The organism is Achromobacter veterisilvae (genome assembly GCF_900496975.1).
Taxonomy (GTDB): domain Bacteria; phylum Pseudomonadota; class Gammaproteobacteria; order Burkholderiales; family Burkholderiaceae_B; genus Achromobacter; species Achromobacter veterisilvae.
In genome coordinates, this window is sequence record NZ_UFQC01000014.1 from 71389 (window position 1) to 90697 (window position 19309).

The 19309-nt window shown below is 62.5% G+C and carries 18 protein-coding genes; 6 read left to right on the forward strand and 12 right to left on the reverse strand.

Annotated elements, in window-relative coordinates; genetic code table 11:
• Positions 1–188: 188 nt before the first annotated feature.
• Positions 189–1028 (reverse strand): MerR family transcriptional regulator, encoded by an 840-nt coding sequence (locus AVE30378_RS14985; RefSeq protein WP_129241670.1) that lies wholly within the window; start codon positions 1026–1028, stop codon positions 189–191.
• Between the two features lie 274 nt (positions 1029–1302).
• Between AVE30378_RS14985 and AVE30378_RS14990 the strand changes: the two genes are divergently transcribed.
• The 4 genes from AVE30378_RS14990 to AVE30378_RS15005 all read left to right on the forward strand — a co-directional run bounded on the left by AVE30378_RS14990 (position 1303) and on the right by AVE30378_RS15005 (position 6005).
• The gene (locus AVE30378_RS14990; protein ID WP_244235056.1) at positions 1303–2751 is read left to right on the forward strand and encodes an NAD(P)/FAD-dependent oxidoreductase; all 1449 of its coding nucleotides are present in this window, start codon (positions 1303–1305) and stop codon (positions 2749–2751) included.
• Between the two features lie 14 nt (positions 2752–2765).
• Entirely contained in the window at positions 2766–3116 is a 351-nt protein-coding gene (locus AVE30378_RS14995; protein WP_244235057.1) for a cupin domain-containing protein, read from the forward strand.
• A gap of 90 nt (positions 3117–3206) precedes the next feature.
• Positions 3207–4964, forward strand: coding sequence for a gamma-glutamyltransferase family protein (locus AVE30378_RS15000; RefSeq protein ID WP_129241671.1), 1758 nt, complete (start codon positions 3207–3209; stop codon positions 4962–4964).
• A 36-nt stretch (positions 4965–5000) separates the two neighbouring features.
• Positions 5001–6005, forward strand: a complete 1005-nt coding sequence (locus AVE30378_RS15005) for a Bug family tripartite tricarboxylate transporter substrate binding protein (RefSeq protein WP_129241672.1) — start codon at positions 5001–5003, stop codon at positions 6003–6005.
• Between the two features lie 123 nt (positions 6006–6128).
• Here the strand turns inward: AVE30378_RS15005 and AVE30378_RS15010 are convergent, their stop codons facing one another.
• The 10 genes from AVE30378_RS15010 to AVE30378_RS15055 form a co-directional block, all read right to left on the reverse strand.
• A complete protein-coding gene (locus tag AVE30378_RS15010) occupies positions 6129–6791 on the reverse strand; it encodes a GntR family transcriptional regulator (protein WP_129241673.1) in 663 nt (220 codons plus the stop codon).
• Positions 6792–6908: 117 nt separating this feature from the next.
• The gene (locus AVE30378_RS15015) at positions 6909–8303 is read right to left on the reverse strand and encodes an NAD(P)/FAD-dependent oxidoreductase (protein WP_129241674.1); all 1395 of its coding nucleotides are present in this window, start codon (positions 8301–8303) and stop codon (positions 6909–6911) included.
• Positions 8304–8379: 76 nt separating this feature from the next.
• The gene (locus AVE30378_RS15020) at positions 8380–9726 is read right to left on the reverse strand and encodes an amidase (RefSeq protein WP_129241675.1); all 1347 of its coding nucleotides are present in this window, start codon (positions 9724–9726) and stop codon (positions 8380–8382) included.
• A gap of 27 nt (positions 9727–9753) precedes the next feature.
• Positions 9754–10479, reverse strand: a complete 726-nt coding sequence (locus AVE30378_RS15025) for an ABC transporter ATP-binding protein (protein WP_129241676.1) — start codon at positions 10477–10479, stop codon at positions 9754–9756.
• Positions 10476–11240 carry an ABC transporter ATP-binding protein gene (locus AVE30378_RS15030; RefSeq protein ID WP_129241677.1) on the reverse strand — a complete coding sequence of 255 codons (765 nt, stop codon included), beginning with the start codon at positions 11238–11240 and terminating at the stop codon, positions 10476–10478. The genes AVE30378_RS15025 and AVE30378_RS15030 overlap by 4 nt, the downstream gene beginning before the upstream one ends.
• On the reverse strand, positions 11237–12136 hold the full coding sequence (locus AVE30378_RS15035; protein ID WP_129241678.1) for a branched-chain amino acid ABC transporter permease: 900 nt from the start codon (positions 12134–12136) through the stop codon (positions 11237–11239). Before AVE30378_RS15035 ends, AVE30378_RS15030 begins: the two co-directional genes overlap by 4 nt.
• Before the next feature lie 4 nt (positions 12137–12140).
• Positions 12141–13016 (reverse strand): branched-chain amino acid ABC transporter permease, encoded by an 876-nt coding sequence (locus tag AVE30378_RS15040; RefSeq protein WP_129241679.1) that lies wholly within the window; start codon positions 13014–13016, stop codon positions 12141–12143.
• 34 nt (positions 13017–13050) lie between these two features.
• Positions 13051–14289, reverse strand: coding sequence for an ABC transporter substrate-binding protein (locus tag AVE30378_RS15045; RefSeq protein ID WP_129241680.1), 1239 nt, complete (start codon positions 14287–14289; stop codon positions 13051–13053).
• A 96-nt stretch (positions 14290–14385) separates the two neighbouring features.
• Positions 14386–15588: a CaiB/BaiF CoA transferase family protein gene (locus AVE30378_RS15050; protein ID WP_129241681.1), complete on the reverse strand. Its 1203-nt coding sequence runs from the start codon at positions 15586–15588 to the stop codon at positions 14386–14388.
• A gap of 36 nt (positions 15589–15624) precedes the next feature.
• Positions 15625–16395 (reverse strand): enoyl-CoA hydratase/isomerase family protein, encoded by a 771-nt coding sequence (locus tag AVE30378_RS15055; RefSeq protein WP_129241682.1) that lies wholly within the window; start codon positions 16393–16395, stop codon positions 15625–15627.
• A 414-nt stretch (positions 16396–16809) separates the two neighbouring features.
• Between AVE30378_RS15055 and AVE30378_RS15060 the strand changes: the two genes are divergently transcribed.
• Positions 16810–17550: an HpcH/HpaI aldolase family protein gene (locus tag AVE30378_RS15060; RefSeq protein ID WP_129241683.1), complete on the forward strand. Its 741-nt coding sequence runs from the start codon at positions 16810–16812 to the stop codon at positions 17548–17550.
• A gap of 29 nt (positions 17551–17579) precedes the next feature.
• On the forward strand, positions 17580–18431 hold the full coding sequence (locus AVE30378_RS15065) for a cupin domain-containing protein (protein ID WP_129241684.1): 852 nt from the start codon (positions 17580–17582) through the stop codon (positions 18429–18431).
• Between the two features lie 6 nt (positions 18432–18437).
• Here AVE30378_RS15065 and AVE30378_RS15070 read toward each other — a convergent pair whose 3' ends face one another.
• On the reverse strand, positions 18438–19286 hold the full coding sequence (locus AVE30378_RS15070; protein WP_129241685.1) for an IclR family transcriptional regulator domain-containing protein: 849 nt from the start codon (positions 19284–19286) through the stop codon (positions 18438–18440).
• Positions 19287–19309: the final 23 nt, after the last annotated feature.

Here is a 19309-nt window from a genome sequence, read left to right on the forward strand (position 1 = left end):
TTGGTCGACCTGTGCGGCGCGGGGCGTGATGCACTGCCTGGCCTGCACCATTCCATCAGGGCCGAACAGGTCAAGGCAATGGCGCAGGTCAATGATTGCACCAAGGACGAAGGGCGTCCTGATCTTGCCTTCTTTCTTGCGTTGAACCGCCCCCGGCGCGCCAGGCGCGCCTCGCTTCCCACGCGGATTCAATAGCTCTTCGGCGTGTTCACCCAAAGAAGCTCCGTCTCGCCTTCCCCATTGGCTACCCACATGTGGGGTTTGCGGCTGTCAAAGGAAATACTGTCTCCGACATGCAACCGGACAGCGGCATCATTGTCCACGGTGATGATGAGCTCGCCTTTCAGAACGTGGATGAACTCCTCGCCGGCATGCGAGTAGGCTCCCTCGCTGCGGACGCCGGGCGCGAGAATCCACCGTTGACAGTCCAATGCCTGCAATTGGTTCGCGAGCTGCAAAATCCTGATGCCGGGCTCGAATTGCGGCGCGACGATTTCCTCGCCGCGTCTCACGACTTCGGCCGCTATGGCCGTTGACCGCGAGCCGCTCGTCGACAGCTCGGTCACCGTGGTGCCATAGCTGGCCGCCAGCTTCTGGAGGCTCGCGACGGTTGCCCCTCGATTCGTTCGCTCAAACGTCGAAATGAACGAAATAGGCAAGCCGGATGCATCCGCCGCCTGTTTCAACGACATCCCGCCGCTTACGCGCGCCGCTCGAAAGCGAGCTCCCAAGGGAGTCACGTCAGGGGTGTAGCTGCCGGGGATGGAGGCGTCGTCAGAAGATGCCTGCGGGGGGGACGGAAACTGCGAGGCGATGACTCGCTTGATGGCGGTCATGTTCAGGCCTTCGACCCGCCTCAGCCTTTGAATAGTATGAACTTTCTGCAGTTGCGCATCGGTATAGACGCGCTGGCCTTTTTCTGTCCGTTCCGGGGTGATCAAGCCATGTTGTTCCCAGAGCCTCAGTGTTGAGATGCTGATACCGGTCAGTCGCGCAATGTCACCGATCCGAAAATTAGCTGTCGTCATCACTGATGTTTGCTCTTGCGCGCGTTCGCGCTGAGAGCGCCCCCGACGCAAGATTCTACAGAAAAGATGTAGTTTACACGGGCTTATGCCAGATTGCCGAGGGGCCTTGGCTCGCCTGATGGCCGGCTCGGCCAGCGTCTTGGCGCATCCGAAATTCGGCAAAACACGGCTCGGCGCCCTTAGAGCCAATGAACTTGCCCCGGGTAAACACCCATAGGGCGGAATTAAAAAATAACTATATTATTTCTGTAGACAGAAAATATGTAGTTTTTTAATGATTCCGACTTCCAACATGCGCATCCGAAGCATTCAACTCGGCTCGGCGGTGGCCATGCCGTCGCTCGCGAGAAGCCACTGGTTCAACGAGGCCGGGCTTGGCCGCTCTCCAAGGACGCGGTTGACCGGCCGCCAGCGCGCGGACGTCGCAATTGTCGGAGGCGGCTTCGTCGGGTTGTGGACTGCGCTCGCCATCAAGGAAGCCGCGCCCACTGCGGCGGTGGCGGTGCTCGAACAGGACGTATGCGGAGGCGGCGCCTCCGGCAGAAACGGCGGCTTCGCGATGTCTTGGTGGCCGAAAATCGGGACGCTGCTAGGAATTTCGGACCGTAGCGAGGCGCTGAGGCTGGCTGTCGAATCGGAGGGCGCTGTTTCCGCGCTGGGAAAATTCTGCGCCGAACATGGCGTTGACGCGCACTTCACGCAGCGCGGCTGGATGTGGACAGCTACCAACGAGGCACAGCAGGAAGCCTGGGCCGGGACGCTGGCAATGTGCCAACGCCTTGGGCGTACTCCATTCAAAAGCCTGACTCCCCGGGAGGTCGCTCAAAGATCCGGCTCGCGCTTTCACTTGGCGGGTGTCATCGAACCCAGCAATGCGACCGTCCAGCCCGCCGCGCTGGTAGCCGGGCTGCGGCGGGTAGCTCTGTCCAAGGGCATCCAGATCTTTGAGAGGACGCGCGTCGATTCCCTGCAGGTAGGCCCGCCTGCGGTGCTGGTCACGGCGGAAGGGGAACTATCCGCCTCGACCGTTGTGATCGCAAACAACGCTTGGGCTGTCGCAATTCCGGAGTTGGCGCGTCTGATTACGCCGGTAAGCAGCGCAATCGTGGTGACCGAACCCATCCCCGACAGGCTGAAACAGATCGGTTGGACTGGCGGAGAAGCGATCACCGACTCGCAACTCATGGTCGGCTATTACCGAACCACAAGGGACGGACGCATTGTGTACGGCAAGGGTACCGGGGCGATTGAGGCCGGCCGCCGGATCGGCAACACCTTCAGCCGGGATCCCAAGGCACTCGAACTCACGGAGGCCGATTTTCGCCGCGCCTATCCGGAGCTGTCGAACGTCGCCATCGCGGACAAATGGAGCGGCCCGGTCGATCGTACTTTCGACAGCCTGCCCGTGTTCGGCCGCTTGAAGGCGGCGGACCACATCTGCTATGGCGTGGGCTGGAGCGGGAACGGCGTAGCACCCAGCTACATCGGCGGAAAGATCCTCTCCAGCCTCGCGCTTGGGGTCCATGACGAATGGTCTTCATGCGCATTGGTAAATCGAAACTGCCGGACTTTCCCCCCCGATCTCATCCGTTTCATCGGCGGGAACGTAGTGCGCAATGCAGTGCTCCGCAAGGAGCGGTCGGAAGCTCAAGGAGTGAAGCCCGCCTGGTTGGATGTACGTCTGGCCAGCCTGGCGCCCTCCGGATTGGAAGATAAATCCTGATAAATGGAGCCGTAATGAAAAAGCCCGTCGTGATCAACACCGCAACCATCGCCGCCATGCCTGCGTTCGAGGCAATGCCTGAGATGCCCGGACGGCAACGTCCAAGCGCGCGCTCCGCCGCGGCCCCGATTCCCGAAGACCAGGGAGCAAGCTCGGGAATCTGGGAATGCACGGAAGGATCGTTCCGCCGTCAGATCACGAAACGCGAGTTCAGCCATTTCCTGGAAGGCCGCTGCACATTCACGCCCGATGGCGGCGAACCCGTCGAGATCAACGCCGGAGACGCGGTGTACTTTCCTGCCGACTGCTTCGGCACCTGGAACGTGCTCCAGGCAATCCGCAAGACTTTTATCGTGCTCGATTAACACGGGAAGCCCTCCCCGCTATTCGCATGCTTGCCCGTCCGCCTTGGTAGGGCGAGGCAAATCTGCGTGTTCTTGACTTTAGAGATCATTATGTCGGTCGATTCATTTAGCGCCTCAGCCGCTGTCGAAACAACCTATCACGCCCATCGCCCGGTCATTTCCGCCCGAAAGCACGTCGTGTCCAGCGGCCACTATCTGGCCTCGCATGCCGCATTCCAGATCCTGGAGGCAGGCGGAAACGCCGTCGACGCAGGCGTGGCCGCCGGACTGGTGCTCGGCGTCGTACATAGCGACCAGGTCAACATCGCCGGTGTCGCTCCCATGGCGATTTATCTGGCCGACCGCCGTAAAACCATCACTATCGACGGTCTGGGCGGTTGGCCGAAAGCGGCGACCAGCAAGCTGTTCGCCGAAAACCACGGCGGAGTTATCCCGGAAGGATTGCTGCGCACCGTCGTTCCGGCTGCCCCCGCGGCCTGGATCCTTGCGCTGCGCGAATACGGCACGAAGAGTTTCGCGGAAGTCGCGCAGTATGCGATCCGCTTCGCGCGCGACGGCTTTGTCATGTATCCGTTCCTTGCCGACCGGATGGAGGAAGCCAAGCACAAGTTCGCGCGCTGGCCTTCGAATGCCGCGATTTATCTGCCCAACGGCAAGCCTCCCAAGGTAGGCGACGTGTTCGTCCAGTCCGACCTCGCAAAGAGCCTGCAGTACATGGCAGACCAGGAGACGGCGATGGCGGGCTCGCGCGAACAAAAGCTCCAGGCTGCCCATGACGCTTTCTACAAGGGAGATATCGCGCGCGCCATAGTCAAGTTCCATGAGGAAAATGGCGGCCTTTTGACGGCGCGCGATCTTGCCGACTACAAACCCCGCATCGAAGAGCCCCAGCACACCCGATTCAACGGAATCGACGTCTATTCATGCGGATTCTGGTGCCAGGGGCCTGCTCTGCTGCAGGCGCTCAATATTCTGGAAGGCACCGACCTCAAGTCGCTGGGCCATAACACCCCCGCCTACATCCACCATGTCGCCGAGGCTTTGAAGTTGACGTTCGCCGACCGCGAACGGTATTACTCGGATCCCGATTTCATCGACGTTCCCGCCAAAGCCCTGCTCTCCCACGCCTATGCCGAAGAGCGGAAAAAAATGATCCGACCGGATCGGGCCTGGCCGGAGATGCCGCCGCACGGCGTCATCCCGGGCTACGAAGGGGAACCCGTCAAGGCGGCGAAGCTTGCGCCTGAAATCGATGCTCCTCTGGATACGTCGTATGTGGCGGTAGTCGACTCCTTCGGCAATGCGTTCTCCGCAACGCCGAGCGACGTCTCGACAGACACGATCGTGATACCGGGCACGGGGCTTTGCCCGTCGTCGCGCGGTTCGCAATCGAGAGGCATTATTGGCCACGCGGCGAGCGTCGAGCCGGGCAAACGTCCCCGGTTGACGCCGAATCCGGCTTTGGCGATCAAGGACGGCGAATTTGTCCTGCCATTCGGCAGCCCGGGCGGCGACAGCCAGGTGCAGGCGATGTTGCAGGTGCTTCTCAACATCGCCGTCTTCGGCATGGACCCGCAGACGGCCATCGAACAGCCGCGATTCATTTCCTATAGCCATCCGGATTCCTTTGCGCCCCATGCGTACTACCCGGGCCGCCTGAGCCTCGAGGGCCGCATCGCCGAGAACACCGAGGCCGCCCTTCGGGATTTGGGACACGACATCCAACGCTGGCCGGATTGGATCTGGCGCGCCGGCGGCGTGTGCACAGTCTTCGCGAACCTCCAGGATGGAAACCTGCATGCCGGCGCGGACCCGCGTCGGGCAGCCGCCTATGCGATCGGCTGGTGAACGACCAAATCAATTTGAACTAATAGAGAGAAGACAATGGGTATCCCCAAATCCGGCAAACCTCACAATTCCGCACGTCGTGCCATGCTGCTCGGCGCGACGGCAATCGCGCTCGCCTTTACGACGAGCGCATATAGCAAGCAGGACTATCCGACGAGGCCGATAAGGCTGGTCGTCCCTTACACGGCCGGCGGCGCGACCGACGCCGTCGCCCGCATCGTGGCATCGCAGCTTGCGAAGAAGATCGGCCAGCCGGTCATTGTCGAAAACAAGCCCGGCGCAGGCGGCAACATCGGCACGCAATTCGTCGCGGATGCCCCCGCGGACGGCTATACGCTGCTATTCGCCACCACCGCGAATGCGATAAACGAGTCGCTGTATCGCAACCTGCAGTTCAAATTCGCGACGGACTTCCAGCCCGTCTCTCAACTTGCCGAGCTGCCCAACGTCCTGATCGTCAGCAACAAATTGAATGTCAACAATGTGCAGGAACTGATCGACCTTGCTCGATCGCAACCGGGAGCCTTGGCCTATGGTTCGGCCGGCGTCGGGACATCGACGCACCTGGCGGCGGAACTGTTCAAGTCGATGGCTAAAGTCGATCTTATCCATGTGCCGTACAAGGGCAGCTCGCCGGCGATGACCGATCTGAGAGGCGGACAAATCCAGGTCATGTTCGACAATAGCTCGTCCGCCCTGCCTCAAATTCGCGCCAATGCCGTCAAGGCGCTCGCGGTTACGTCCGCGCAGCCATCCTCTCAGTTGGAAGGCGTGCCCACGGTATCGCAGACCCTTCCCGGGTATGAGGCTGTCGCATGGCACGGAATCGTAGTTCCCGCCAAGACTCCGGACGACATCGTCGCCAAGCTGTACGACAACATCGAATCGACACTGAAAATGCCGGAAGTCGCTCATCAGTTCGAAACGATTGGCGTGCGGCCGGTAGCCAGCGCGTCGCCGTCCGACTTCGGAAACCATGTCTCCAAGGAAATTTCGAAGTGGACGAAAGTCGTCAAGGATTCCGGCGCGACGCTTGATTGAGCGTTGAGCCGGGCTGGAACCGATAACACCCGGATGGCGCAATGATCGCCCGCGACTTGCAAGACGACAGCTTGGCTGTCGTCATTCGACCAGCCCCGGCCGCCCCGGCGACGGGGCGGGCCGCTATACGACGTAGCGTTCGTACTTTTTGATGGCTTCGCGATTGTTGCGATTCAATATGCCCATGAGCCGTTCGGCGTCGACGGCATCCGAACGCTCCAGCGCCGCCAGGACGGCGCGATAGTCGGCCACCACGGTTTCAGCGCGGCCGGGCAGCAGGGCGACGCGCCGCCTGACGATGCGGATGCGCTCGTGAACGCGTTCCGCATGATCGGCCAAGATGGGGTTGTTGGCCGCCTTTTGCAGCCGCTCGCGGAAGGTTTCGATCAGCGCGATCAACTGATCGACATCCCCCGTCTCCAGGGCTGTCTGGAAGGGTTCGCCGAATTGCTCGACCAGGTCGGCCCAATCTTCGGGGCGGGTATTGCTTGCGGCAAGCCGCACCATCATGCCGTCGAGCGCTTCGCGGACATCGTAATAGTGATAGATGGACTGCATGTCGACATGGGCGACGACAGCCCCTTTGTTTGGAATCCGGACCACCAGGCCGCGCTCTTCGAGAACCGCCAGCACTTCACGCGCCGTGGCGCGGGGGATGTCGTAGTTGTCGACGAGCTCGTCTTCCGTCAGACGGGCGCCAGGCAGAATGGATTGCAGGGAAATCTTCTCTCGCAAGTTGAGGATTACGGCCTGGAATGTACTGGCCGGGCGTCTGGCTCGAGTCATAAATGTCGGTAAGGAAAAATGCGATGGCGCTTTTGGCGCACGGCGTAGAAGCGGCGCATCATTATAGCCAATGACTTATACGATCAAGTACACGATAAAAAATACAATTTTATTAAGCTAAGGCTCCTTCTTCGTGCCTACGGGCACCAGTCCGCCCGGGGCCAGGCCGGCCAGCATCGTATCCAGCCGCGCGGGCGCGCGTCCCCGGTCTTCGGCAGCTTCCTTGCGTACCAGCGCCGCCTTGACCATGCGCGAGCCGATATAGCGGAACGGCTCGGGCGGAAACCGTCCGCGCACGCCGCGCGCCAGCGGCGAACGGCGCCATGCGTCGTCGCTTTCCAGCACCATCGAGGCCAGGAATTTTCCGCCCAAATAAGTCGGGCCGACGCCGTTGCCCGAATAACCGTATCCGTACACGATATCCGGATGCCCGCCCAGGTGACCGAAACACGGCAGCCCGTCGAGGCTGCGGTCGATCGGCCCCGACCAGCTACGCACAGTGCCGACGCGGGCCAGTTCCGGATAAAACCGGTAAAGAATCTCCGACACTTCACGGGCAAAGCGCGAAGCGCCTTCGTACAGATCGCCGATCCTGCCATTGAAAGCGAAGTCTCCGCCTCCCCTGCCGAAAACCATCGCCCCGTCCACGGTGTTCCGATAATAATTGGTGAACAGTCTGGAATCGGATATGGCCGCGCCGCTGGTCAAACCGATCTTCTCCAGCATCTCGGGGCAAGACGGCGTCGCGACCAGATCGCTGCCCACCACGACGACCCCGTTATTCAGTTCGCGAAAGTGGGTGCTCCAGGCATTCATTGCCAGCACGACCTTGGCAGCCCGCAGCTCGCCGTGCTCTGTCAACACCGTCGGCCCTGCGCGCGCGCGCAGGGCCCGCATGGGCGAATGCTCGAAGATGCGCACTCCTTTAGCCAGGGCGATGCGACGCAGTCCCCGCACGTACCTGCCGGGATGCACCGTCGCCGACGTGCGCGCGTATACCCCGGCCAGGTGCCGCGCGGAGCCGGACATGCGTTGAACGTCCTCGACAGGCAACTCGACGAACGGCTCCTGGCCGTGGCGCGCCAGCAGCTCGACGCAGGGTGCCCAGGAACCGATCTGCGCCGTATTGCTCGCCGTCCAGAGCCAGCCGTCCTGGCGCAAATGCGCGTCGACTTCGTGGCGCTGCAGGTAATCGGCCACATCGGACGCGATGCGCTCGGACTCGGCCAGCAGACGCAGGGCCTCGTCCTTGCCGCAGACCTTGAGCAAGGTTTCGAACTTCGCCGCCCAACTGAGCATGAAACCGCCGTTGCGGCCGCTGGCGCCCGAGCCGCACTCGCGCGCCTCGAGTAGGACGATATCCAGATCCGGCGCCCGTTCGCGTAATTGCAGCGCGGTCCACAAGCCGGTGTAACCCCCGCCGACAATGCAGACATCGGCGCGCACCGCCCCCCGAAGAGGGGACGACGCGGGCTCCTTGCCTCTTGCCTGATCCCACCACAGACTACTCATAGCGACTTCTCATGGAAAGAACGAACTCCAATCCGCCCGCCGGGCGGATTGGCTGGCTCAATGCCCGGCACATGCCTTAGACATCATGAACCCGGGTACCCAGGATGCTTTCGACGCAACGCGCCCAGTACAGGAATCGCGCGTCTTCCTTCTGGAAGCCCACCAGTTGCAGGCCGACCGGCAGGCCGCGCGGGCCCCGCGAAATCGGCAAGGTCAGCGAGGGGTTGTGCAGCAGCGTCCAGATCCGGATGAAGATGTTGCTGCCGGTATCGCTGACGTCCGGCGCTTCTCCCAGCGTGGCGGGCGTGGCCAGCACATCGACATCGCGGGCCACGTCCATGAAGGCGCGCCTGCAAGCATCGGCCAGGTCGAGCGTGCGCGCATAATCCTCGGCGGTATCGCGCTCGCCCTTGTCCAGGTATTCGAGCAGCGCCGGGTCGCACTTATCGTGGTGATCGCGCCGGATTTCCTTGAACGAGCGCGCCAGGTCGTACGCCATGATGATGTCGTGGTCGTCGGCGATCTGCGTAAAGATCTTCGGCATATCCAGGACCTTGACCCGGACACCGGCTTGCTGCAGGCGCGCGATGGCATCGTCGAAGGCCTCGCGGACGCAGGGCTCGGCGTCGTCCCACCCCAGCGGCCGCCACACCCCCACGGTGAAATCCCGGCGCACGGGCAAGGCGCTGTCGAACCGCGGATCGCCCAGCGCTTCGCCGAACAGGATCGACAAGTCGCCGACCGAACGGGCGATTGCCCCCAGCGTATCCAGCGGGCGCGAATAGCGCCGCAGCCCGGCATACGGCAAGGTATCGATGGTCGGCTTGAAGCCGACGGCGCCGCAGAATGTCGACGGCCGGACGATCGAGCCCCCGGTCTGGGTGCCCAGCGAGATCGGCGTCTGGAAATCGGCAACCGCCGCGGCCGAACCGGCCGACGAGGCACCCGGCGTGCGCGACGGGTCATGCGGGTTGCGCGCGGGGCCGGGCAGCATGATCGAATGCCGCGAGACCGTGTTCTTGCCGAGCAGCACGAACCCCAGGTCGTGCATCAGCCGGGTCACGGCCGCGTCAGCGGCGGGTTGGCGGCCCGGATAAATTTCCGGGTCGCCCAGTTCTGTGGGCATGTCGGCCGTGTCGATGATGTCCTTCAAGCCCAACGGCACGCCGTCCAGGCGCTGGCGGCGCCCTTCCCGGTCGACCTGGCGAGCGCGTTCCAGCGCCTTTTCGCCGTTGACGTACACCCACGCCTTGACCACGGGGTTGCGCAGCGCGATGCGCTCCAGGCAGGCCTGGGTCCATTGTTCACTGCTGAGCTTGCCCGCGTCGAGCTCGCGCAAGCCTTGTTCGACCGTCAACGCGGCAATGCGAGACGGAGCGGGCCGACGGCCCGCTGCCTGAACATCATTACGATCCGCTACCATCGAAACTACTCCTTAGGAAAAAAACAATCAAGAACGGCCCGACCTGGCGCCGGACCGACCGATGTAGAGGTCGGCCATTTCTTGATTCTGCAAAAGAGATTGCGCGGCATCCGCCAACACGATGCGGCCGGAATCGAGGATGTAGCCCCGGTCGCTGAACTCGAGCGCCTGGCGGGCCCGCTGCTCTACCATCAATACCGCCACGCCGAGCCGCGGCAGCTTTTTCACTTCGTCGAAAACCTGTTCCGTCAGCGCCGGCGACAAGGCAGCCGAAGGCTCGTCGAGCAGCATGAGGCTGGGCTTTGACATCAGGGCCCGGGCGAAAGCGAGCTGCTGGCGCTCGCCTCCCGACAGGTTTTCAGCCTGGGTTCTGCGTCGCTCGGCCAGTACCGGAAACAGGCTGAGCATCCGGTCGATCATGGCCTTTCGATCGTCGACCGCTTCGACGACTTGCAGGTTTTCCATGACGGTCAGCGTGCCGAACACGTTATTGACCTGCGGCACATAGCCGATGCCCTGGAACACCCTGCGCCGCACCGGCTGATCCTGCAAACTAGCGCCGTTGAGCTCGATGCGGCCCGTCAGTTTGGGAAGCAGGCCCATGACCGCCTTGATCAAGGTCGACTTGCCCGCCCCGTTCGTGCCGGCGATGGTGACGATCTCTTTTTCCGCCACGAACATGTCGATGCCGTTGACGATCGGCACATCGCCATAGCCCGCGCAGACGTTTTCCAACGTCAGTATTTTCTTCATACGGCACCGCCCATGTAGGCTTCGCGGACCCGTTCGTCCGACAAGACGCGATCCGGCGTGCCTTCGTTCAGCACTTTGCCCCGGTCCATGATGTACATGCGAGGCACCAGATCGGACAGGGCCTGCAGGTTGTGCTCGATGATCAATACCGTGATGCCTTGATCGTTCAAGTCGACGATGCGACGAGACAATTCGTCCACCAGCACCGGATTGACGCCGGCGAACGGCTCGTCGAGCATGATGAAGCCGGGCTTGATCATCAGCAGCCGGCCAAGCTCCAGCAGTTTCTTCTGCCCGCCCGATAACGCGCCTGCCGGCACCTCGGCCACTTTGGCCAGGTTGAGAAAACCCAGCAGATCCCGGGCCCGAGCTTCGATCTCTGCCTCCTGGCGCCGAACGCTGCCCGGCGAAAAAAACAGCGATCCCAGGCGTTCGCCCCGCTGGCCCGGCGCCGCGGCCATCATGTTGTCGAGCACGCTGAGCTGATCGAACTCGCGCGGCACCTGGAAGGTGCGCGCAAGTCCCAGGTTGACCCGGCGCTGCACTCCCATCCCGGTGATATTCACGTCTTCGAAACACACCTGGCCGCTTTGCGCCGGCACATAGCCGCTGATCACCGAGAACAGCGTGCTCTTGCCCGCGCCGTTGGTGCCGATCAGGCCTACGCGCTCGCCTTTTCGCACCGTGATCGAGACGTCGTCGAGGGCCAGCAGCCCGCCGAAGCCGGCGCGGATATTCTGGACAGAAAGCTGGGGCGTCATTGGCGCCCTCCCGCCGGCGCTCCGCCGAACAAGCCGTTGGGACGGTACAGCACGCAGCAGACCAGGCCCAGGCCGATGATAAGGAAACGCAGGCTCGCCATTTGGACCTCGGATATGTCAAGGAACAGGAATTCCCGGGCGAAGCGCGATCCTTCCAGAAAGACCATCAGGATGACCGTGCCCGCCACCACGCCCTTCAAGCTGCCGACGCCGCCGACGATGATCGCGATCCACACATAGAACGTGATCAGCGGCACGAATTGCTCGGGTGAAATAAAGGTCAGGTAGTGCGCCGTGAACGCGCCCGCCAGGCCTGCCAGCGCCGCGCCTATCATGAGCGAGCGCGTCTTGAACAAGGCAGGGTTTTTGCCCAGGGCCATGACGGCGACTTCGTTGTCGCGTATGGCCTTGATCGTGCGGCCGAACGGGCTGCGGATGATCTTTCGGATACCGAGGAACACCAGGATATTCGTGGCCAGCAGAGCGGCCAGGATCAGAACGTCCACCGTCAGACCGGAGCCATACCCGCCGAACAACCTGGGAATGCCCGGTATGCCATGCACGCCGCGCGTCAGCCACTCTTCCTTCTGGATGACCATGCGAACGGCTTCGGAGAACCCCAGGGTGACGATGGCCAGGTAATCCCCGCGCAGCCGCAGCGCGATGACGCCCAGCGGATAGGCGCTCAAGCAACTGACCAGGGCGGCCGCGAGAAAACACACCGCGAGCGGCACTCCCTGCAACGCCAGCAGGGCGGACGTATAGGCGCCGATGGCGTAAAAGCCGACATGGCCGAAGTTGATCAGGCCCGTGAAGCCGTACTGGAGGGCCAGGCCGCCCGCCAGCAGCATATAGATCAACACCGTGATGAATATCGCGATCAGATAGGCTTCCATCGTTTCACCTCACCGCCTGGATGCGGCCCATAATCCCTTGGGGCCTGAACAGCAGAACGACCAGCAGCACGGCGAACGCGATCACGATCTTGTAGGCCGAACCGACATAAAGCGTCGCGACTTCCTGGGCAATGCCGAAAATGACCATTCCGAGCAGCGCCCCGACCGGGCTCCCCACGCCCCCGAGAATGACCGCCGCGAACATGGGCAGCAGCAGCTCCCACCCGAGTTCCGGCAATACCGTGGCCTTGATTCCCAGCAGCACCCCTCCCAGCCCTGAAAACACGCCGACGATGCCCCAGAGAATCGCCATGACCCGGCGCACGTCGATGCCGCCGGCGGCCGCGAGTTGGGGGTTATCCGATACCGCCCTCATGCGCCGGCCTACCGGCGACAGATAAAGCAGCGCGAACATGAAGGCCAGGGCGCCCAACGCGGCCAGGACGATGTAGGCATCCAGGGGCAAGATGCGGATTCCGTCGAAATTCCAGGCCCGTTGCAGTGGAGCCTGGATGGTGTATTGCCCATGCCCGGCAAACAGCGTGATACTCGCCCGCACGGCAAAGGCAATGCCGATGGAAGCGATCAGGCGCGATACCAGCGAGCGCTCTTCCAGCTTCCTGAAGACCCAGAAGTAGAAAAACAAGGAGAGCAGACCCGTGGCCAGGGTCGCGAAAATCGCGCTGGCCGCGAGGGAGCCGCCCGACAACGCCTGGGCGGCCACCATCGCGTACGCGCCGAAAGTCATGTAGTCGCCCGCGGCGGCGTTGGGGAATCGGGCAATGCCGAACACCAGCGTGATGGCCAGGGCCGGCAACGCCAGCAATAGCCCGACAACCATGCCGCTGATGAGTGCATTGATCAAGAGCACCGAACTCATACGGTATTCATCCTAGAAATGCACCGGCCCGCGATCACAACAGCGATGCGCCGGAAATGACGTTCGTCAAGGCGAATTCCTTGCCGTCGAACTCGTAAATGCCGAAATCCGGCACGGTGTCGCCGTGCGCGTCGAAATCCAGCGAGGAGGAGGCGCCGTCGAAATCGATCTTGACCTTCTGGCGGAGCAGATCGCGGCCCTGGACGAACGAACTGACCTTCTGTCCAGGCGGGTTGGTGACGGCGCGTACCATTCGCGAAAGATCCTGAGGCTTGACGTCGGCCCCCGCGGCCTCGATCGCGAGCGCCAGGGCGATGACCATGTCGTAGGCGGCGGCAGCGAACATTTCCGGCGGATTCTTGGTGGCCGCCTTGAATTTCTCGACGAACGACTTGTAGGCGGCGTTGTCGCCGGCCGGCACGTTCGCAGTGGAAATGATGTTGCGCATCACGTCCGGCCCCAGGGCCTTGACCAGCGTGGGGGTCGCCGAATAGCCGGGCATGATGAACTTGCAGTCGTAGCCGGTCTGGTACCACTCCTTGAGCAGGATGGTCGCATCGGGCGTGTACGAACTGAGGATGATGACGTCGGGCTTGGCCGCCAAGGCCTTTTCCACCTCGGTGCGATAGCTGGCCTGATTGGGCTCGTAGATCGCCGAGCTGACGACCTGGTTGCCCATTTTTTCCCAGGCGGTCATGAAATGCTTGGCCTGGGCCCACATGGTCGCGTTGTTGTAGCCGAGTACGGCGGCGCGCTTGAAACCCTTGCTCTGGCCGATGGCCGCGAACGCCGCGCCGATGATGGCGTTCGACGCATAGAACTGGAACACCAGGTCGAGCTTGTCTTCCGTGCGGATTTCCGGCGCTCCGCAGGTATTGAAAGAAAGAATGCCCGCGGCGTTGGTAATGGGCAGCGTGGCCAGTTGCACGGCCGACGACCAGATCCCGATCATGGCATCGACTTTCACGATGTCGACCAGCTTGCGCGCGGCCAACACCGCGGCGTCCGGCCGCGTCTGATCGTCTTCGGCATAGAGCTTGAGTTCACGACCGGCGGCTCCGCCCGCCGCGTTCACCTCGGCGATGCCGATCTTGATGGCCTCGAGCATACCGGGCCCGTAGGTGCCGCCCGCGCCGGTAATGGAATTCAGTGAGCCCACCTTGAACGGCGCGGGACGGGATTGCGCAAAAACCGGGCCGCTCAGGCCCAGCGCCGCCAACGCCGCCATGGATTGGGCAAACTGCCGGCGCGAAGCATTGATTACGTTTTTCATGTCTCCTCCGATGAGGTTTATCGTTAACTGTCTTCACAGACTTCACAGTCTTGGCCAGCAGCGTGCGCGATCGGCCGGGTCATGCGGAAATACTTGTCAGAAAGCCGCTCCTCGAGCTTTGAGCGCCTCGATCCTTGCGTCGGAAAGCCCCACGTCGCGCAGTACGGCATCGGTGTCTTGCCCGAACAACGGCGCGGCTTTGCGTAATGCGCCCGGCGTTCGGGAGAACTTCGTTGGAATTCCGATGACGTCCATCCTGCCGATGACGGGGTGGTCGACGCTGGCGACCATGCCGCGCTCCCGGTAGTGCGGGTCTTCCATGGCCTGCTTGAAATTGTTGATCGGGCCGCACGGCACGCCCGCCGCATTGCAGCGCCGGATCCATTCCTGCGTTCCCGCCGTCGAGAACGACTCTTCCAACATCGGTTCGAGCAATTCGACGTTCCGCAGTCTGTCGGAATTGGTCAGAAAGCGCGGGTCTTCCGTCAATTCAGGGCGGCCCAGCACTTCTTTGCAGAGCGTTTCCCAGGTGCGCTGGTTGGCGCAGCCCAGCACCATGTAGCCGTCGCCCGTCTTGATCGCCTGGTATGGCGCGTCGACGCGATGCCGGCTGCCTGTCGCCTGGGGCACCGTTCCATTGGCAAAGTAGGCGGCCGCCTCCCAGACGAACCAAGGCAGGCCGCATTCGGCGAGACCGATATCGATGTGTTGGCCGTGGCCGGTCTTCAACTGGTGCACATAGGCGGCCAGAATGGCGTAGGCCGCCGTGATTCCGGCGCCGACGTCGTACACCGCGATACCGGATTTCAACGGCCGCCCGTCGGGTTCGCCGGTCATGCTCATGATGCCGCTCAGACCCTGGGCCACCAGGTCGAACCCGCCATTGCGGGCATAGGGGCCGGTCTGGCCGAAGCCCGATATCGAGCAGTAGATCAGCTTGGGGTTGAGCGCGCTTAGCGTGGCATAGTCGACGCCGAGCCGGGCGGTTACGCCCACCCGATAGTTCTCGACCACCACGTCCGCCCACTTCGCCAGCTCATGAACGACGTCGCGCGCCTCGGAGTCTTTCAGGTCGAGCGCGATACCGCGCTTGTTGCGGTTGATCTGCGCGAAGCAGGTCGATTCGCCATGCACGTACGGTCCCATCTGGCGCGAATCGTCGCCACCCGCCGGCTTCTCTACCTTGATCACTTCCGCGCCCAGGTCCGCGAGCACCATGGTGCAGTACGGGCCGGCCATGATCTGGGACAGATCGAGTATCTTCAGGCCCGCCAGGGGCGCTACGGCTTCACTAGTCATTGTTGTATCCAGATAAGCGGATGGAAAATCGGAGCCTCAGCGGCCCACGAACCGAGGACGCTGTTTGTCGAGAAACGCCTGCGAGCCCACGCGGTAGTCTTCGGTGTCGAAGCACGCATAGGCCTCGTCGCGCTCGGCCTGCGTCAGTTCCCGCCCTGACTGCAATTGACGGATGAATTTCTTGTGCCAGCGGTTCGACAGCGGCGCCAGCCGCGCGATGCGGCGCGCAGTGTCGCAGGCATCGGACCAGGCATCGTCGACGACTCGGGACAGCAGACCTTTCGCCAGCGCTTCCTGCGCGCCGAACACACGTCCTTCAAGCAGGATTTCAAGCGCCCCGCCATGCCCCACGACCGCAGCCAGGTCAGCCAGTTCGCAGTGGTCCAGGGTCAACCCGATCCGGTTGACCGGGATGCCGAAGCGTGCATCTTGCTGGGCGATCCGCAAGTCGCATAGCGCGGCGATCTCGAGTCCGCCGCCCACGCATACGCCTTCAATGCAGGCCACGGTCGGGTGGCGCAGATTCTTGAGCCTGTCGAACATGGCCACGGTGAAATCCGCATAGACCTTGGCCTGCTCTGCCCCGGCCCGGCTCTCGTCGAATCCGCCGATATCGCTGCCGGAGCAAAAATCGCCGCCCGCCCCCCGCAGGACGACGCAACGCACCGCGTCATTGCCCTGCAACCCGTCGCAGGCGGCGCCGAAGGCTTCATACATGTCCCAGGTGAACGCATTGCGCTTTTCCGGGCGATCCATCAGCAGCGTCACGACGCCGTCTTCGTCTGGCTGGCTGACCTTGATGGCCATGACCGATCTCCTTCCACATATGGCCCGGACGGCGGCTGCCGACCCCCTGGCCTCGTTCTGGTCAAAATTGTTGTATTTATTGTCTGCAATTCTATATTCAATCTTATCTTAAATTCAATATACATCATTTCATGCAATTTAAGAGAGGCCAGGGGTAATTGAATTGATGTCGTGTGTTTGGCCACCGCGCGGCCTGAACGTGACCGGCCTTCATCCGGCCGATCGGTTCGGCGCCGAAGGCTTGCGGGAATAACGCTAGATGCAAGGTTTGCCATCTCCACGGCTTGCCCCTGTGCGTATCTGACCGCGGGGCGAAGCAACGTTTCGGCTGACGAAAAGCTTCGGCGTCGAGCTTGCCCGCCACTTCCACCCGGCTCATCATCCAGCGATCAACAGCGGCAACAGGGACTACCCATGACAACTTCACGCGGGGGCGACGGCCAGTCAAGTGTCGAAGTCGGCACATTCATCAAGACGCCAAGCGCGCATATCGTTGAGATCCTCGCCGTGGCGGGGCTGGATTTCGCCGTGCTGGACGCGGAACACGCGCCGTTCGATTTCGGGACGCTGGACGCGATGCTGATCGCCGGCAAGGCGGCCGGCCTGCCTCTTTTTGTCCGAGTCCCGGACTTCCAGCCCTCGACGCTTCTGCGCTCGCTGGATCTCGGGGCGGCGGGCGTTCTCGTGCCCCATGTCGATACGCCGGAAGATGCGAGAAATGTGGTGGCCCGCTGCCGCTACAAAGCCGGAGTACGCGGCTACAGCGGGGGATCGCGGTCATCCGGTTATGGGGAAAAGGGCATGCTGGCAGCCGTCGCAGACGCCGAGAGCGTGCAGATCATGTGCCAGATCGAGAGCATAGAGGCGGTCGACAACACCCGGGCGATTGCCGCCACGCAAGGGGTGGACGGAATCTTCGTGGGCCGGGCAGACCTGGCGTTATCCATGGGGCTTGCGGACAGTCAACATCCTGATGTCTTGAAAGCCACGGAGCGCGCTATCGCCGCTGGCGTGTCACAGGGAAAACGCATTGGCGTGGTCGCCAGCAGCCTGGAGGAAAGAAAGCGCTACAGCGATCTCGGGGCGACCTGGTTCCTGCATGGATCAGATCAGTCCCTCCTCAAACAGGCTGCCCGCGCTCTCGTGCGCGCGTGAAACCGAAGCCCTTCACCACGGAGACTGCAATGACTTTTGGAACCCCCTCGTTGGAAGACTTTGCCGCTATCGCGCCGCAAGCCGACGAGCCCTTGCTCAAGGAATGGATCGCCCGCGGCGCCAACTTCGTCGCCTGTTACGTGCAAGCCCAGCCGGGCGCGCGCCTGGCCCGGGACGCGAGGCAAACCGACGAATACATGGTGTTCGTGGTCAGTGGCGCGGGGTCGATCGAGGCCGCGGATTCGTCGGCGGCGCTGGCGACGGGACGATTGGCGATTGTGCCGCCGGGACCCAGCGAACTGATCCTGACGGAGCCGAGCACCCTTTTCCTGCTGTTCTCGTCGCGCGCGGCCGATCTGGCGGCCCGGGCGGCCAACGCGGACGTCTACTCAACGAGCGCGCCCAACGTCGCGCCGCTGACGGCATGGCCAGAACCGGCCGACGGTTATCGGCTGCGAACCTATGACGTCGCCGCCCATGTCCGCCCCGACAGCAATATGCGCATCTTCCGCAGTTGCAACCTGATGCTCAATATCATGTTGCCGCGGTCGGCGCCGCGCGACACGACCAAGCTCAGTCCCCATTCGCATACGGATTTCGAACAAGGGTCCTTCGCGCTGCTGGGCACCTGGAAACATCATCTGCGCTATCCGTGGGGCAAGGATCTGGGCGAGTGGCGCGAGGATGAACACCGCGAAGTCGGCAGTCCTTCGATGCTGGTCATTCCGCCGCAGGTCATCCATACAAGCAGGAACATCAACGAGGGGGAGGCCTGGCTGTTGGATATTTTCGCTCCCCCGCGGCTGGACTTCTCGAACCGGCCGGGGATGGTGTGCAACGCGGAAGACTACCCCTTGCCTGCCGGCGTTGCCACGCCTTGAGCGGAATCAGCCAAAGGACAAGGCGTGATTCGCCTTGTTGGCCGCTTCCCGGAGCACCGGCAGGAATTTCGAGATCATTTGGTCCGCGGATGCGCGGGCGGAGACGGCGCCGACATTCATTGCCGCGATGACCTTCCCCGACCGGTCCCGCAAGGGGACGGCCAATGAACGCAAGCCGATCTCCAGCTCTTCGTCCACCAATATCCAGCCCTGCTCGCGCCCTTTGTCCAGGGCGGCGTAGAAGGCATCGCGGTCGACGATGGTCTTTTCCGTAAACGCCTGAAGCGGCCGCTCCCGCAGATACGCTTCCACCACGTGGCGAGGCTCGTAGGCGAGCAGCAGGCGCCCCATCGCCGAGACCGCGGCCGGCACCCGGCTTCCGACGCCAATGGCCATGTTCTGCACGATCCGCCGCGCTTGTGCGCGAGCCACGTACACGACGTCGGGCAGGTCCAGTACGCCGACGGATGAACTTTCGTTCAACTCCGACATGACTTCCTGCATGTACGGCTGCACGCGGTCCCAGAATTGACTGGACGACAGGTAGGCGTACCCGAGCTCCATGACTGGCGGCATCAACCGGAATGTCTGGCCGTCCGTCGCGGCATATTTGAGCCGCAACAGGGACCCCAGCAGACGGCGGGTGGAGGCTCGCGGTTGCTTCGTGATCTCGGCGATCTCGGACAGGGTGAGAGGCCGCTGTTCAGAGGCGAATGCGCGGATCACGTCCAGTCCGCGCTCAAAAGCCTGGACGCCGACCTGGTCGTCTTCCGTGCGCGCCAGAATCTCGTCGCGCTTTTTCTTTGAGCGAGGCCGCCGGGCGGCCGCTATCGTTTTATTCTGCTCTTGAGTCATGTATTGAGTGCGCAATGAGGAAA

Coding starts and splice junctions, on each gene's coding strand:
- AVE30378_RS14985 (WP_129241670.1), bottom strand. CDS start 1,028: ATGACGACAGCTAATTTTCGGATCGGTGACATTGCGCGACTGACCGGT.
- AVE30378_RS14990 (WP_244235056.1), top strand. CDS start 1,303: ATGATTCCGACTTCCAACATGCGCATCCGAAGCATTCAACTCGGCTCG.
- AVE30378_RS14995 (WP_244235057.1), top strand. CDS start 2,766: ATGAAAAAGCCCGTCGTGATCAACACCGCAACCATCGCCGCCATGCCT.
- AVE30378_RS15000 (WP_129241671.1), top strand. CDS start 3,207: ATGTCGGTCGATTCATTTAGCGCCTCAGCCGCTGTCGAAACAACCTAT.
- AVE30378_RS15005 (WP_129241672.1), top strand. CDS start 5,001: ATGGGTATCCCCAAATCCGGCAAACCTCACAATTCCGCACGTCGTGCC.
- AVE30378_RS15010 (WP_129241673.1), bottom strand. CDS start 6,791: ATGACTCGAGCCAGACGCCCGGCCAGTACATTCCAGGCCGTAATCCTC.
- AVE30378_RS15015 (WP_129241674.1), bottom strand. CDS start 8,303: ATGAGTAGTCTGTGGTGGGATCAGGCAAGAGGCAAGGAGCCCGCGTCG.
- AVE30378_RS15020 (WP_129241675.1), bottom strand. CDS start 9,726: ATGGTAGCGGATCGTAATGATGTTCAGGCAGCGGGCCGTCGGCCCGCT.
- AVE30378_RS15025 (WP_129241676.1), bottom strand. CDS start 10,479: ATGAAGAAAATACTGACGTTGGAAAACGTCTGCGCGGGCTATGGCGAT.
- AVE30378_RS15030 (WP_129241677.1), bottom strand. CDS start 11,240: ATGACGCCCCAGCTTTCTGTCCAGAATATCCGCGCCGGCTTCGGCGGG.
- AVE30378_RS15035 (WP_129241678.1), bottom strand. CDS start 12,136: ATGGAAGCCTATCTGATCGCGATATTCATCACGGTGTTGATCTATATG.
- AVE30378_RS15040 (WP_129241679.1), bottom strand. CDS start 13,016: ATGAGTTCGGTGCTCTTGATCAATGCACTCATCAGCGGCATGGTTGTC.
- AVE30378_RS15045 (WP_129241680.1), bottom strand. CDS start 14,289: ATGAAAAACGTAATCAATGCTTCGCGCCGGCAGTTTGCCCAATCCATG.
- AVE30378_RS15050 (WP_129241681.1), bottom strand. CDS start 15,588: ATGACTAGTGAAGCCGTAGCGCCCCTGGCGGGCCTGAAGATACTCGAT.
- AVE30378_RS15055 (WP_129241682.1), bottom strand. CDS start 16,395: ATGGCCATCAAGGTCAGCCAGCCAGACGAAGACGGCGTCGTGACGCTG.
- AVE30378_RS15060 (WP_129241683.1), top strand. CDS start 16,810: ATGACAACTTCACGCGGGGGCGACGGCCAGTCAAGTGTCGAAGTCGGC.
- AVE30378_RS15065 (WP_129241684.1), top strand. CDS start 17,580: ATGACTTTTGGAACCCCCTCGTTGGAAGACTTTGCCGCTATCGCGCCG.
- AVE30378_RS15070 (WP_129241685.1), bottom strand. CDS start 19,286: ATGACTCAAGAGCAGAATAAAACGATAGCGGCCGCCCGGCGGCCTCGC.